We start from the raw sequence: 14,378 nt of genomic DNA, 5'->3' as shown, positions 1-14,378 counted from the left end.
AAAGAAGGCAGAATCATGACAAAGATTGATATTATCTCCGGTTTCCTTGGAGCCGGAAAAACAACATTTATTAAAAAACTTTTAAAAGAGGCAATTGCTGGTGAGCAGGTTGTCCTGATTGAGAATGAGTTTGGTGAGATCGGTATCGATGGCGGATTCCTGAAGGATTCCGGTATTGAGATCCGTGAGATGAACTCCGGATGCATCTGCTGTTCTCTGGTAGGTGACTTCGGAAAATCTCTCGAGGAAGTTCTGACGAAGTATCAGCCGGACCGTGTGATCATTGAGCCGTCAGGCGTAGGCAAGCTGTCTGATGTCATGAACGCAGTTCGTGACGTTGCCAAGAATCTGGAAGTGAAGCTGAACAGTGCCGTTACGATTGTAGATGCTTGCAAGTGCAAGATGTACATGAAGAACTTCGGTGAGTTCTTCAACAACCAGGTTGAGAATGCAGGAACGATCGTTCTGAGCCGTACCGATGTTGCAGATGCAAAGAAGGTAGAGGCAGATGTGAAGATGCTTCGTGAGCAGAACCCGAACGCAACGATCGTGACGACCCCGGTAGAACAGCTCGGCGGTGTACAGCTTCTGGAACTGATCGAGAAGCCGGATACGATGATGGAAGAGCTGATGGCACAGGCAAAGGCTCAGTTTGAAGAGCATCATCACCATCATCACGACGATGACGACGAGTGCGGATGTGGATGCGGACATGATCATCATGACCATGACCACGACGACCACGACGAGGAGCATGAGTATCATCACCATCACGATCATGACGATGAGTGTGGATGCGGACATGACCACCATGACCATGATCATGACGATCACGACGAGGAGCATGAGCATCATCACCATCACGATCATGATGACGAGTGCGGATGCGGACATGATCACCATGACCATGATCACGACGATCACGATCACGAGCATCATCACCATCATGACCATGATGACGAGTGCGGATGTGGACATGATCATCACCATCATCATGCAGATGAGGTCTTCACAAGCTGGGGCATGGAGACCACGATTCCTTGCACAAAGGCAGATCTGGAGGCAATTCTTGATGAGCTTGCTTACGGAAATGGCTACGGCGATGTTCTGCGTGCAAAGGGTATGCTTCCGAACAGCGAGAAGCAGGGCGAGTGGTTCTACTTCGATCTGGTACCGGAGGAGTATGAGATCCGTACCGGAGCACCGGATTACACCGGAAAAGTGTGCGTAATCGGTGCAAAGCTGAAGGAAGACGAGCTGAACAAGGCATTTAAGAAAAATTAAAACAGGAGTAATCAATGGGACCGACGATTGACGATGGCGTTATGCCAGTATTTCTGATTAACGGATTTCTGGAAGCCGGAAAAACAGAATTTCTCTCTTTTACGATGGAGCAGGACTACTTTCAGGCAGAGGGCAAGACTCTTCTGATTGTCTGCGAGGAGGGAGAAAATGAGTACGATGAGGAACTGCTGAAGAAGACCCGGACCTCCGTTGTCTATGTGGACAGCCTTGAGGAGATGAATCCGGAGCGTCTGACCGAACTGGAACTTCTCCACAATCCGGAGCGTGTTCTGATCGAGTGGAACGGCATGTGGAATCAGGATGATTTGAAACTGCCGAACGACTGGAATCTCTATCAGCAGATTACGATCGTGGATATGACGACCTTCGATCTCTATGCGAAGAATATGAAGTCTCTGCTGGCTGCAATGGTGCGCAATTCTGAGCTGATCATCTGCAACCGCTGTGACGGCATTGAGGATCTTGACCGCTATAAGCGTCTGCTCAAGTCGATGAACACGAAGTGTGAGATCGTCTTTGAGGATGAGAACGGTGAGATCAATGAGATCTCTGAGGAGGATCTTCCTTACGATGTCAATGCACCGGTGATCGAGATCAAGCCGGAGGACTACGGAATCTGGTACATCGACTGCATGGATAAGCCGGATCGCTATGTGGGCAAGGTTGTGGAGTTCACCGGAATGGTGCTGAAATCCCCGAACTTCCCGAAGAACTATTTCGTTCCGGGACGTATGGCGATGACCTGCTGTGCAGAGGATATGACCTTCCTCGGCTACATCTGCAAGGCGAAAGAGGCGAAGAATCTGGAGACGAAGCAGTGGGTGAAGGTTCGCGCGAGAGTGGAACTGGAATTCTGGCAGGATTACGACGGCAAGGGACCTGTGCTCTATGCAGAGTCTGTTGAGCCGGCACAGCCGATCAAGGATGTTGTACAGTTCGGCTAATTTCGTTTGATTGGTAAGTCTGTGATTTTGCAGAGAACTGTGTGAAGAAACACATGGTAGAGAAATCCATTGTGAAGAAGCACATAAAGAGAAGAAACATATAAAGAAATGCACAAATAAAAATACCACGTTTGATTGATGAGATCAGACGTGGTATTTTTGTGATGGATCACGAACTTGTTTATGTCTGTAACGCAGTCGTTGCCTCGTTACGAATCGGTTACTTGAGTTACTCGATCGTGGTTCCGGCGTGTCCGCTGATGCTGTCCTGAGCGTGCTCCATCGAGGTGATGATTGCACTGCGTCCCTTGCCTGCCTTGATGAAGGAGAGAGCAGCCTCGACCTTCGGAAGCATGGAAGCACTCTCGAACTGACCCTGGCGGATGTATTCCTCAGCCTCAGCGACAGTCATGTGCTCGATCGGTTTTGCATCCGGAGTGCCGTAGTTAAGCATGACGTTGTCGACGGTTGTGACGAGCATCAGGACATCGGCGTCAACTTCCTTTGCGAGAAGTCCGCTTGTCAGATCTTTCTCGATAACAGCACTTGCGCCCTTTAAGTTGGAACCCTGCTCAAGAACCGGGATACCGCCACCGCCACAGGAGATGACGATCTGGTCTGCGTCAAGCAGAGCGCGGATGGCATCGATCTCTACGATCGCAACCGGCTTCGGGGAGGAGACGATTCTCTGGAATCCCTTTTCCGGAACCTCGGTCACATAGTTGCCCTTTGCCTCCTCGGCATCGGCTTCCTCTCTTGTCATGTAACGGCCGATCTTCTTAATCGGGTTATAGAAAGACTCATCATAAGGATCTACCATAACCTGAGTCAGGATCGTGGAAACTGGTTTGTAAATTCCACGTCTGAGCAGTTCGGAGCGGATTCCGCTCTGTAAATCGTATCCGATATAACCCTGGCTCATAGCAGAGCAGACAGACATCGGAGCCGGTGTATATCCCTCACTTGCGTGATTCTTGCACAGTTCATTCATTGCGGTATGAATCATGCCAACCTGCGGAGCGTTGCTGTGTACGATCGCAACCTGCCAGCCATTCTGAATAAAATCTGCGATTACCCGAGCGGTCGGGCCTACTGCTGCCTTCTGCTCAGGAAGATTCGTTCCCAATGCGTTGTGGCCAAGGGCCATGACGATTCTTTTCTTTGCCATATGCATACCTCTTTCTGCGGAGATCCGGCGTCTTCTGCGGAATATGAAATATTAATGAATTTTATGGATGAAACATCTTGCCGGCGTAAATTATAAGAATATTATAGTGTTTCTACTGGAAAAAAGCAACCAATTTGTGTTATACTGACCGCAGTGTTACTGTACACGGGTAGGAATTTTCTGAACAGAAAATTCCGTATGATACCGTGGTGGTAGCAGATTTTGCCGATTTGGAATGCGAAGCATCGGCAAAATCCGGTTACAGTTTATGTAACACATGAACTGTAACCCGCAGTGTTACTGTACACAGGGAGAAATTTTCTGAAAGGAAAATTTCGTATGATACCGTGGTGAAAAACACAAAGAAACAAATGGGAGGATGTAAGGTGGAGGGAATGCGCCGTTTTCTGAGCCTGGCATGGAAAATGTTTGGATCACTCTTGCTGTATGAAATGGCTGTATGGCTGGTGATGGAGGGCTGGAGCTTGGCAACCGGAGCAGAGCCGACCGCGCGGGAAGTCCTTCCTCTGACAGCTCTGGCGGGAGGAATCACTGCAATCGGAGTTGGATTTTGGTACAGGAGAATCGAACAAACAGAGAAAACAAAGCAGATAGAGCAGACAGGGCAAATAGGGCAAACGGAGCGAGTTTCAGGCAGTGGGATGAAACTGGGAATGAGAAGGCAGAATGTGATCTGGCTTCTGCTTGCGGGCTTTGGGACTTGTCTGTGTCTGAATCATCTTTTGCTCCTCCTTCCAATTCCGAAGACGGGATACCAGGCGACATCAGAACTGTTGTATCAGCCTGCGATTGGGACGCAGGTGATCTGTACCGGAATCGTGATTCCGCTTACAGAGGAACTTATTTTTCGGGGAATGGCATACGGAAGCCTTCGCCGAGAACTGCCGTTTGCGGGAGCGGTAGTGATTTCAGCCGTATATTTTGGGCTGTTTCATGGAAATCTGATTCAGGGAATCTATGCCTGCCTGATGGGAGTTTTTCTTGCAGGGGCTTATGAACTGGGCGGGTTGAGAGATGCCTGGATTTTTCACGGAACAGCGAATCTGACGGCGATTTTTTTGACAATGCTTGATCTCGACCGGAGAATTTCTTCGGGATTTGGGATGGCAGTCACTGCGGTAGTCGGGGGAATCCTGACGGCGATCGCATTTTATCAGATGGGGAAGGGCAGGAGAGCTGAGATTCCCCATGAAAGATGAAAGGAATTTAAATTATGAAATTATTATCCATAGCAATTCCATGCTACAATTCGGAGGCATATATGCGCCATTGCATCGATACCTTGCTTCCGGGAGGAGATGAAGTCGAGATTCTGATCGTGGACGACGGTTCCACAAAGGATCACACGGCACAGATTGCGGATGAGTATGAGGCAAAGTACCCGGGAATCTGCCGGGCAATTCATCAGGAAAACGGTGGCCACGGAGAGGCAGTCAATGCGGGACTTCGCGCTGCAACCGGTATTTATTTCAAGGTTGTGGACAGTGATGACTGGGTCAATGAGGAGGCCTATGCACAGGTGCTTCAGACGCTCCGCGAGTTTGTTATGGGAAAACAGACCCTCGACATGCTGATCACGAACTTTGTCTATGAGAAGCAGGGAGCAAAGCACAAGCGCGTGATGCAGTATAAGACTGCACTTCCGAAACGTCAGCTCTGCGGGTGGAACGATGTGAAGGTCTTCATGCTGGGACAGTACATTCTGATGCACTCGGTGATTTACCGCACGGAGATGCTCAGAGAGTGCGGTCTGGAGCTTCCGAAGCACACGTTCTATGTGGATAACCTCTTTGTGTTCCAGCCACTTCCGTATGTGAAGACGTTCTACTACCTGGATGTGAATTTCTACCGCTACTTCATCGGAAGATCCGATCAGTCGGTCAATGAGCAGGTCATGATTGGACGAATCGACCAGCAGATTCGTGTGACCCGTCTGATGCTTGACAGCTATGAGAAGGCAAAGATCACGAGCTTTAAACTGCGTCATTACATGGTTCGCTATCTCGAGATCATGATGACGATCTGCTCGATCCTTGCGATCAAGTCCGGAAGCGATGAGAACATGGAGAAGAAGAAACAGCTGTGGCAGGATTTAAGAAAGACGGATCTTCCGCTGTTTATGCGCCTGCGCTGGGGATTCCTTGGACAGAGCATGAATCTGCCGGGCAAGAGTGGACGCACCGTGTCGATCGCCGGATACAAGATCAGCCAGAAGTTTTTTGGATTTAATTAATTGCTTTTTGTTTTGCTTTTTGAAACTCTGACGGCGAGTAACGTCATGCAAACACGTTCGCACTCCGGATTCAATGTAGCGGTGCATAAGATCGCAAAATACGCGATCTAAACACCGACATTTCACACGGGTTTGCCTGCACGTTCTCGCCTTACAGAGTTCTGGAAAGATACTAGGCGAATAAAAATAAAAAAGTTGTGTAAAAAGTCTTGACAATTGGCACAATGATTGTTATACTATGGAAGCAGTCTTGAGTGAGACACTTGAGACTGCGATATGGGGTCTTAGCTCAGCTGGGAGAGCATCTGCCTTACAAGCAGAGGGTCATAGGTTCGAGCCCTATAGGCCCCATACTTTTTTGAGAATATGGCGGAATAGCTCAGTTGGCTAGAGCATACGGTTCATACCCGTAGTGTCGAGAGTTCGAATCTCCCTTCCGCTATGATTGGAAAAGCACTTGCAAAATGGCAGGTGCTTTTTTCGTTTCTAAAAGAAAAATACTTGTTTCTTAACTTTTTAGAAACTCCCTTGTACAGAGAAAATGGTTGTGATATAATCCGAGAAAGTTAAGATTGTAAAGTTAAAAAAGATAGGAAAGAGTTTGTTGGGAAGCGTTGAAAAGTTGTGATGGGGCAGGAAGGGAGGCCATCATGTTTGATTTGGGAAAGAAATCCAGAAAGGCAAAACAAGTGAAAATGTTTTTGAAAAATCTGGTAAAAAAATATGGGCATGTCTGGGTAATGGGATATATCCTGATCTATCTGCCGTGGTTTTATTATCTGGAGAGAACGGTATCCGGCGATTATATCGTGACTCATGCGGGGCTGGATGATCTCATTCCATTTAATGAGTACTTTATTGTGCCGTATCTGCTCTGGTTTTTGTATGTGTCGGGAGCGGTCCTGTTTTTCTTTTTCACAAGCAAGGAAGAATATTATCGGATCTGCACGTTTCTGTTTGGGGGAATGACGATCTGCCTACTGATCTGTACCTTTTTCCCGAATGGAACGGATGTGAGGGTGGCGGTAGATCCAAACAAGAATATTTTCTGCTGGCTTGTGCAGATGATTCATAAGGCAGATACACCGACGAATGTATTTCCGAGCATTCACGCGTACAACTCGCTGGGAGTTCATTTTGCGGTGTGCAACAGCCGGGTGCTCAAGGGAAAGAAGTGGGTTCGCAGAGGTTCTCTCGTGCTCATGGTTTCGATCTGCCTGGCGACGGTATTCTTAAAACAGCACTCGGTGATCGATGTTCTCGGGGCATTTATCTTGGGATATGTCCTGTATCCGTTTGTCTACGGTCCGGTTTACACGGAGAATAAGTCCGAGCGACAGAAAGTCATTGGGTAATAAAATCAGATAATAAAGATGTGACGAAGGGGAGTCTCTGAGGAATCGGAGGCTCCCCTGTTCAATTCATAGAAATTTTCTTAGGAGTTTTCTGATTTTTATGATATACTAAAGGATAGTAATTACTGGGAGGTTTTCATGTACTATTTTATCGTAAATCCGAAAGCCCGCAGAGGCATCGGACAAAAGGTATGGAATAGGCTGGAACAGGAGATCCAAAAGTACGGAATTGACTATGAAGTGTACATTACGAAACAACCGGGAGACGCTAGAACATTTACACAACAGTTGACGGAAGAGAGCCGGGAACCGCACACGATCATTGCCGTTGGCGGGGACGGAACATTCAATGAAATCTTAAATGGACTTTCTTTTTGCAGTGGAGTTACTTTGGGATATATTCCTGCCGGAACGGGGAACGATCTGGCGAGAAGCCTTCGCTTTCCGAGAAGTCCGGAGCGCTGTTTGAAAAAAATTTTAAATCCGAAATATCACAGCTACATGGATTATGGAATCCTTTCTTACGGGGAGAATGAGCCGGAGCACCGGAGATTTCTGATCAGCAGTGGAATTGGTCTGGATGCGGCGATCTGCCACAAGAGACTTGAATTTATGAGGCGCGGTGGGATTTCGCCTTTGAGACCGGGACGGCTGGGATATTTTCTGATTGCGCTGATTGAACTGGTTCGCGTCAAACCGACGCGCGGATATATTGTGCTTGACGGGGCGAGAAGAATTGAGTTTAATCATATCTGTACGATTTCGGCCCATATTCATCCGTTTGATTGCGGAGGAGTGCGGGTTGCGCCAAAAGCATCTTACAACGATGGTTTCCTTGAAGTGCGTGTCGTGCACAATGCACACCGGAGAGATCTGTTTAGCGCGCTCTTAGATGCGATGCTTGGCTGGAAGGGCAAGCGCCGTGGTGTGCGTCATTATCAGTGCCGGGAACTTTTGATTCATGTGGATCGCCCGCTCCCGGTTCATACGGACGGAGAGAGTTGCCTGTTCCAGACGGATCTTCATCTTCGATGTGTGGAGAAAAAGTTGAGGATGATCGTATAAGAAATGATCATATGAGAAATGATTCAAGTCGACGCTCGCAAAGACTTGGATTTGGCGAGAAGAGTCTTTGGGTCAGAATAAGGGGAATGGCGAGACGAACGAGAACGATAGTGATAGTAAGGAGAGAAGAAAGAAAATGCGAATTGGACAGGGATATGATGTGCACAGACTGGTAGAGGGACGCAAATTGATTCTTGGAGGAGTGACGATTCCGTATGAGAAGGGACTTCTCGGTCACTCGGACGCAGATGTTCTGGTGCACGCAGTGATGGATGCGCTTCTCGGCGCAGGAGCACTCGGGGATATCGGACAGCATTTTCCGGACACCGATCCGGCATATGAGGGAATTTCAAGCATTGAACTTCTGGAAAAGGTTGGAGAACTGCTTGAGGAGAATGGATATGTGATCGAGAACATCGACGCGACGATCATTGCACAGCGCCCGAAGCTGGCTTCGTACCGCCCGCAGATGGCAGAGAACATCGCAAAGGCACTTCACATTGAGGTCAGCCAGGTCAGCGTCAAGGCGACGACCGAGGAGGGACTGGGATTCACCGGAACGGGTGAGGGCATTTCCTCTCAGGCGATTGCACTGCTCGCAAAGGGCAGGGAGCTGGCTGTCGATGACCGGGAACAGGGGCGTGCCTGTAGCTGTCCGGGCTGTCAGGGATAAGAACACCAAAGACCAGAATACCGAAGACCAGAATACCAAAGATCAGAGTATTAAAAATCAGAATCTTAAAGATCAGGAAGTCGTTCGGTCGCGTGCAGGACCGAAGTGAGACGAGAAATAGAGGTTTTTGTTCGGATTCAGAGATTTGGATTTAGAGATTTGGGCTCAGAGAAGTTTTTGAGCAGAGGGAACGAAAACCTCTATGTGGTACAGGAACAGAAAAATTGAGTGAGGAGAAAAATATGAAAATTTATAACACCTTATCAAAGAGAAAAGAAGAATTTGTGCCGATCGAGCCGGGAAAGGTAAGAATGTATGTGTGCGGACCGACTGTATACAATTTCATTCACATTGGAAATGCACGTCCGATGATCGTGTTTGATACCGTTCGTAGATATTTTGAGTATAAGGGATACGAGGTCAACTACGTTTCCAACTTTACCGATGTCGATGACAAGATCATCAAGAAGGCAAACGAGGAGGGTGTTGACGCAGAGACGATTTCCACCCGCTATATCGCAGAGTGCAAGAAGGATATGGCAGATATGAACGTGAAGCCGGCGACGACTCATCCGCAGGCGACGAAGGAGATCCCGGGCATGCTCGACATGATCGGCACGCTGATTGAGAAGGGACATGCCTATGTCGCAAAGGACGGAACCGTTTACTTCCGCACCCGTTCCTTCAAGAACTACGGTGAGCTCTCCCACAAGAACCTCGATGAGATGCAGTCGGGACTTCGTGAGCTGAAGGTTACCGGTGAGGAGAACAAGGAAGATCCTTCCGATTTCGTGCTCTGGAAGCCGAAGAAGGAAGGCGAGCCGTACTGGGATTCTGCATGGTGCAAGGGTCGTCCGGGCTGGCATATCGAGTGCTCCGTGATGGCGAAGCGTTACCTTGGCGATCAGATCGATATCCATGCCGGCGGTGAGGATCTTGTCTTCCCGCATCATGAGAATGAGATCGCACAGTCCGAGTGTGCAAACGGCGTGAAGTTCGCAAATTACTGGATGCACAATGCATTCTTAAACATTGACAACAAGAAGATGTCCAAGTCTCTCGGCAACTTCTTCACCGTTCGCGAGATCGGCGAGAAGTATGATCTTCAGGTGCTTCGTTTCTTCATGCTGAGCGCACATTACCGCAGTCCGCTGAACTTCAGCGCTGATCTGATGGAGTCCGCAAAGAATGGTCTTGAGCGTATCCTGACCGCAGTAGAGCGCGTCAAAGAGTTGGCAGGAAAGGCAGAGGGAGCTGATCTGAGCGAGGAGGAGAAGACTTTTGAGCAGACCGTAAATGAGCTTGTCGGCAAGTTTGAGTCCGCAATGGACGATGATTTCAACACCGCAGATGCGATTTCTGCTCTGTTTGAGCTGGTAAAACTCGCAAACACGACTGTGACGGAGAACAGCTCGAAGGCTTATGTGGAGCTTGTGAAGACGGAGCTTGAGAAGCTCTGTGAGGTTCTCGGAATTGTGACCGAGCGTCATCACGAGGCACTCGACGAGGAGATCGAGAAGATGATCGCGGACCGTCAGCAGGCAAGAAAGGATCGCAACTTCGCACTGGCAGATGAGATCCGCCAGAAACTGCTCGACATGGGCATCATCCTTGAGGATACCAGAGAGGGTGTAAAATGGAAGAGAGCGTAAAGAAAGAAAATCAGACCGTGCAGAGTCCGGCTGAGGCAGGAATCGAGCAGACTGGGGTAGAGCAGACTGAGTTGGAGCAGACCGAGTTGGAACAGCAGGTTCAGGCAAATCTCACCGCGATGCTTGCACTTCCAAAGATGGATGTGCGGACGTACTCACCGCTTGTCCTCGCTTACATCGGCGATGCAGTCTATGAGATTCTCGTCCGCACCCGCGTTGTCAGCCACGGAAGCATGCAGGTCAACAAGATGCACAAGAAGAGTGCAAGCCTCGTAAAGGCGGAGACGCAGGCGAATCTTGCAAAACTTCTGATGGATGAGCTGACACCGGAGGAGTCTGCGGTTTATCGCCGTGGACGAAATGCGCGCTCTGCGACGATGGCAAAGCATGCGACGATGATTGATTACCGGATGGCGACCGGATTTGAGGCTCTGATGGGCTATCTGTACCTGATGGGTCGTTATGACCGCGTGCTCAAACTGGTGCACGACGGATTTGAGAAAATAGGAGAAATTGAATGAGATACGAGGAATTTACAATAGAGGGCAGAAATGCAGTTTTGGAGGCATTTCGTGCCGGAAGACCGATCGACAAGCTGTTTGTTCAGGATGGTTGCAAGGACGGTCCGGTGCAGACGATTGTGCGCGAGGCGAGAAAGCACGACACCGTGATTCAGTTTGTCGCAAGAGAGCGTCTCGACCAGATGTCCGACACTGGAAAACATCAGGGTGTGATCGCCTATGCAGCGGCTTATGAGTATGCAGATGTCGAGGACATTCTGAAACTTGCGGAGGAGAAGGGCGAACCGCCGTTTATCTTCCTGCTTGATGGAATCGAAGATCCGCACAACCTCGGCGCGATCATCCGTACCGCAAACCTTGCCGGAGCACACGGAGTCATCATTCCGAAGCATCGCGCAAGCGGTCTGACGGCGACGGTTGCCCGCACTTCAGCAGGTGCACTCAACTACACGCCGGTTGCCCGCGTGACGAACCTTGCAAACACGATCGAGGATCTGAAAAAGCGCGGTCTGTGGTTTGTCTGCGCCGATATGGGCGGTGAGCTGATGTACAAGCTGAACTTAAAGGGACCGATCGGTCTTGTGATCGGAAATGAGGGAAATGGCGTTGGCAAACTTGTCCGCGAGAAGTGCGACATGATTGCGTCGATCCCGATGAAGGGCGATATCGATTCTCTGAATGCGTCTGTCGCAGCGGGTGTGCTTGCCTACGAGATTGTGCGCCAGAGAATGAATTAATTAATAAACGAATCGAAATTGGCGCAAAATTGGCGCATGAGTCAATCATAAATGCATACACTATTCTCATGTAAGGAAAAAGCAAACGAATGCAAAACGGAGCAGGAATTTGAAACCAGAAAGAAAATGAAACCAGGAAATGAAACGAAACTGGAAACCAGGAAACGAAACTGGGGAATGGAACTGGAAAATTCGTGTTTCCGGGAACAGGAGGACGGCATGAGAATAGATAATCGAAAAGTGGGATTGATCGGAACCGGAATGGTGGGAATGAGTTACGCATACAGCATGCTGAACCAGAATGCCTGCGAGGAGCTGGTTCTGATTGATCTGGACAAAAAACGCGCAGAGGGCGAGGCGATGGATTTAAACCATGGTCTCGCCTTTTCTGGTTCTCATATGAAGATCTACGCGGGATCGTATGAGGACTGCGCGGACGCAGACATCGTCGCGATCTGTGCGGGAGTCGCCCAGAAGCCCGGGGAGACCCGGCTTGATCTCTTAAAACGCAATCGCGAGGTCTTTCGCTCGATCATTGAGCCGGTGATCGCCTCAGGCTTTGGTGGGATTTTTCTTGTCGCGACAAATCCGGTCGATGTGATGACGCGCGTGACCAGTGACCTCTCCGGGTTTTCGCCCGAGCGCGTGATTGGAACCGGAACTGCGCTTGATACGGCTCGCCTTCGCTATGTGCTCGGAGAGACGCTTCGCGTCGATCCCCGCAACATCCATGCCTATGTGATCGGGGAGCACGGGGACAGTGAATTTGTGCCGTGGAGTCAGGCGATGTTTGCGACGCGCTCGATCGAGGAGATTGTGGGAGCCGAGGACAGCCCGATTCGGATGGAGGATCTTGAAAAGATCTCCGAGGAGGTGCGGGAGTCGGCATACCGGATCATCGAGGCAAAGCGGGCGACGTACTACGGCATTGGCATGGCGATGACACGGATCACACGCGCCCTGTTTGGAAATGAGAACAGCGTGCTCACGGTCTCCGCACTCTTAAACGGCGAGTACGGGCAGAGTGGAGTCTTCGCCGGAGTTCCGTGTATCTTAAACCAGAATGGCGTGAGACGCGTGCTTGAGCTGGATTTGACAGAGACTGAGCGGGAAAAGCTCGCAAAGTCGTGTGAGATCTTGCGGGAGAGCTATCGCGGACTGGAATAAGGAGTTCAAGTCGACGCAAGCATCGACCTGGCGCGTGATTTTGGTCAGCTCTCAAGCGTGATCGTCTGGAGCGAGTAGTCCGACCAGGTATTTCCGATCAGATACGTTGTGTAGTTTCGTCCGGAACGGATTGTCTGTGGGAAGGAGAGCACCGGTTGACCGATCACGGTTCCGTTTCCGGAGACTCCGATGATCAGCATCGGGAGTTCCTGCATGAAGGTGTAGGACGAGGTGGCAGAGACGAAGAACAGGTAGGTGCCTGCCATCGCCTGCTTGTAGGCGGAGATATTCTGAAACGCGATTCCGCGGAAGACGGCATCTCCGTTTGCAGTCAGCAGATCAAAGCGGGAACCGCTGTAAGACATGTTGGCAAAGCGGAAACATCCGTAGCCGGAAGGAAGATTCTGACAGCCGTTGTCACTCGCCTGCACGAGACTTAAGCCTCCGGACGAGGAATCGGTGAGAATGACCGTGTTTTTCTGCCCTGCGGAGAACGGAAGGTTCTGCTGAAGAAGAATCGAGCGGATGCCCGTGGCACGGCGCACGGTGATCGTGTGGAACCCATCCCTGATCCACTCATAATTGGTGTTGCTTCCGAAGCGCGAGCGGTCCGCATAGATATTTCCGTCGATATAGATCGTGACAGGAAACGTGTTTGTGGACGCGTTCAGGAAGCGCACCTGACAGTAGGAGTTTGAGAGGTTCGAGGAGGGGAAGGAAAACGGTGGGATCGTCGGGCGAAGTCCGGAGTTTGGCGGAATGATTCCGATGTTCCCGGTGCTGTTTCCTCCGTCTCCGGGATAGACAGGAAGCCCCTCTCCGGGATTTGGGAGCGGGATCTGTGGGGTATTGGCATCGCCGTTGTCCGTGTTGGAACCGGAAGAGTCGGATGAGTTGCCGGGATAGACAGGACCGCCCTCAAATTCATCCGGAAGAGGAGTCGTCAGACCGTAATCGTAATAGGCAGTTTCCGGCGAGGAAGAGGCAGTTCCGGATGATCCGTTTCCGATCGATTCATTTGGGGAAGGGTTTGGCGAAGCCGGAGTCATCTCCGAAAACTGGTCGGAGGAAGTGACGCCCTCCGGAATTTCATTGTAGTGGGTATCGTTTTCAGCCATAAAAAAAGCCTCGCTGTTTTTTACTTTACAGTATGAGTGGCAAGGCGGGTGGGTGCGCGGAAAAATTCTTTTGTGTAGATTTGATTTGAGAGCGGAAAGAAACTATCAGGGAAAATTTTATGTTGGGATAAAAAATGTTGGAATAACAAAAAAATGTTGGAACAACAAAAAACGCCGAAACTCTTGAAAAATAAGAGTTCCGACGCTTTTTTCTCATAAGCTGCTGACGGGAATCGGACCCGTGACCTCCGCACTACCAATGCGACGCTCTACCGACTGAGCCACAGCAGCATTTTCATTTTTGATTCAGTGGCTTGCTGAACCTTGGATATATTATCATACTCTCAGAGGTTTGTCAAGCAAAAAAAAGATCTTTTCTTAATTCAAAAAATGTGATATGCTAATGGCTAATAATGGAG

At 49.7% G+C, this 14,378-nt stretch carries 13 protein-coding genes and 3 tRNA genes; 13 read left to right on the top strand and 3 right to left on the bottom strand.

From position 1 onward, the window contains the following. Positions 1–15: 15 nt before the first annotated feature. On the top strand, positions 16–1,284 hold the full coding sequence (locus tag ACR0QT_RS00215) for a CobW family GTP-binding protein (RefSeq protein ID WP_432628911.1): 1,269 nt from the start codon (positions 16–18) through the stop codon (positions 1,282–1,284). Between the two features lie 14 nt (positions 1,285–1,298). After that, a complete protein-coding gene (locus ACR0QT_RS00210) occupies positions 1,299–2,249 on the top strand; it encodes a TIGR03943 family putative permease subunit (RefSeq protein WP_432628910.1) in 951 nt (316 codons plus the stop codon). Positions 2,250–2,478: 229 nt separating this feature from the next. Here ACR0QT_RS00210 and arcC read toward each other — a convergent pair whose 3' ends face one another. Beyond that, positions 2,479–3,417, bottom strand: coding sequence for a carbamate kinase (gene arcC / locus ACR0QT_RS00205; RefSeq protein WP_432628909.1), 939 nt, complete (start codon positions 3,415–3,417; stop codon positions 2,479–2,481). A 395-nt stretch (positions 3,418–3,812) separates the two neighbouring features. On the opposite strand from arcC, the gene ACR0QT_RS00200 reads away from it, so the two are divergent. From ACR0QT_RS00200 to ACR0QT_RS00150, 11 genes are all read left to right on the top strand, one after another. Further along, positions 3,813–4,637 carry a CPBP family intramembrane glutamic endopeptidase gene (locus ACR0QT_RS00200; protein WP_432629091.1) on the top strand — a complete coding sequence of 275 codons (825 nt, stop codon included), beginning with the start codon at positions 3,813–3,815 and terminating at the stop codon, positions 4,635–4,637. Between the two features lie 14 nt (positions 4,638–4,651). Continuing rightward, the gene (locus ACR0QT_RS00195) at positions 4,652–5,671 is read left to right on the top strand and encodes a glycosyltransferase family 2 protein (RefSeq protein WP_432628908.1); all 1,020 of its coding nucleotides are present in this window, start codon (positions 4,652–4,654) and stop codon (positions 5,669–5,671) included. A 278-nt stretch (positions 5,672–5,949) separates the two neighbouring features. Further along, a tRNA-Val gene (locus ACR0QT_RS00190) sits at positions 5,950–6,022 on the top strand. Between the two features lie 17 nt (positions 6,023–6,039). Further along, positions 6,040–6,113, top strand: a tRNA-Met gene (locus ACR0QT_RS00185). Between the two features lie 259 nt (positions 6,114–6,372). Further along, complete coding sequence (locus tag ACR0QT_RS00180) at positions 6,373–7,026, top strand: phosphatase PAP2 family protein (RefSeq protein WP_432629090.1); 654 nt, start codon at positions 6,373–6,375, stop codon at positions 7,024–7,026. 138 nt (positions 7,027–7,164) lie between these two features. Beyond that, the gene (locus tag ACR0QT_RS00175; RefSeq protein ID WP_432628907.1) at positions 7,165–8,091 is read left to right on the top strand and encodes a diacylglycerol/lipid kinase family protein; all 927 of its coding nucleotides are present in this window, start codon (positions 7,165–7,167) and stop codon (positions 8,089–8,091) included. 136 nt (positions 8,092–8,227) lie between these two features. Continuing rightward, complete coding sequence (gene ispF, locus ACR0QT_RS00170) at positions 8,228–8,764, top strand: 2-C-methyl-D-erythritol 2,4-cyclodiphosphate synthase (protein WP_308451119.1); 537 nt, start codon at positions 8,228–8,230, stop codon at positions 8,762–8,764. A 242-nt stretch (positions 8,765–9,006) separates the two neighbouring features. Next, positions 9,007–10,416: a cysteine--tRNA ligase gene (gene cysS, locus ACR0QT_RS00165; RefSeq protein ID WP_432628906.1), complete on the top strand. Its 1,410-nt coding sequence runs from the start codon at positions 9,007–9,009 to the stop codon at positions 10,414–10,416. Between the two features lie 119 nt (positions 10,417–10,535). Next, positions 10,536–10,937 (top strand): Mini-ribonuclease 3, encoded by a 402-nt coding sequence (locus ACR0QT_RS00160; RefSeq protein ID WP_432629089.1) that lies wholly within the window; start codon positions 10,536–10,538, stop codon positions 10,935–10,937. Beyond that, positions 10,934–11,674: a 23S rRNA (guanosine(2251)-2'-O)-methyltransferase RlmB gene (rlmB, locus tag ACR0QT_RS00155; protein WP_432628905.1), complete on the top strand. Its 741-nt coding sequence runs from the start codon at positions 10,934–10,936 to the stop codon at positions 11,672–11,674. The genes ACR0QT_RS00160 and rlmB overlap by 4 nt, the downstream gene beginning before the upstream one ends. A gap of 219 nt (positions 11,675–11,893) precedes the next feature. Further along, entirely contained in the window at positions 11,894–12,841 is a 948-nt protein-coding gene (locus tag ACR0QT_RS00150; protein ID WP_432628904.1) for an L-lactate dehydrogenase, read from the top strand. Between the two features lie 44 nt (positions 12,842–12,885). Here ACR0QT_RS00150 and ACR0QT_RS00145 read toward each other — a convergent pair whose 3' ends face one another. Together ACR0QT_RS00145 and ACR0QT_RS00140 are read right to left on the bottom strand one after the other, a co-directional pair. After that, on the bottom strand, positions 12,886–13,959 hold the full coding sequence (locus tag ACR0QT_RS00145; RefSeq protein WP_432628903.1) for a DUF4397 domain-containing protein: 1,074 nt from the start codon (positions 13,957–13,959) through the stop codon (positions 12,886–12,888). 218 nt (positions 13,960–14,177) lie between these two features. Further along, positions 14,178–14,250, bottom strand: a tRNA-Thr gene (locus ACR0QT_RS00140). Positions 14,251–14,378 lie beyond the last annotated feature (128 nt).

It is taken from the genome of Brotaphodocola sp. (assembly GCF_050873365.1).
Classification (GTDB): domain Bacteria; phylum Bacillota; class Clostridia; order Lachnospirales; family Lachnospiraceae; genus Brotaphodocola.
Note: the sequence above shows the minus strand (reverse complement) of the source record. Positions and strands in the feature narration are given on the sequence as shown.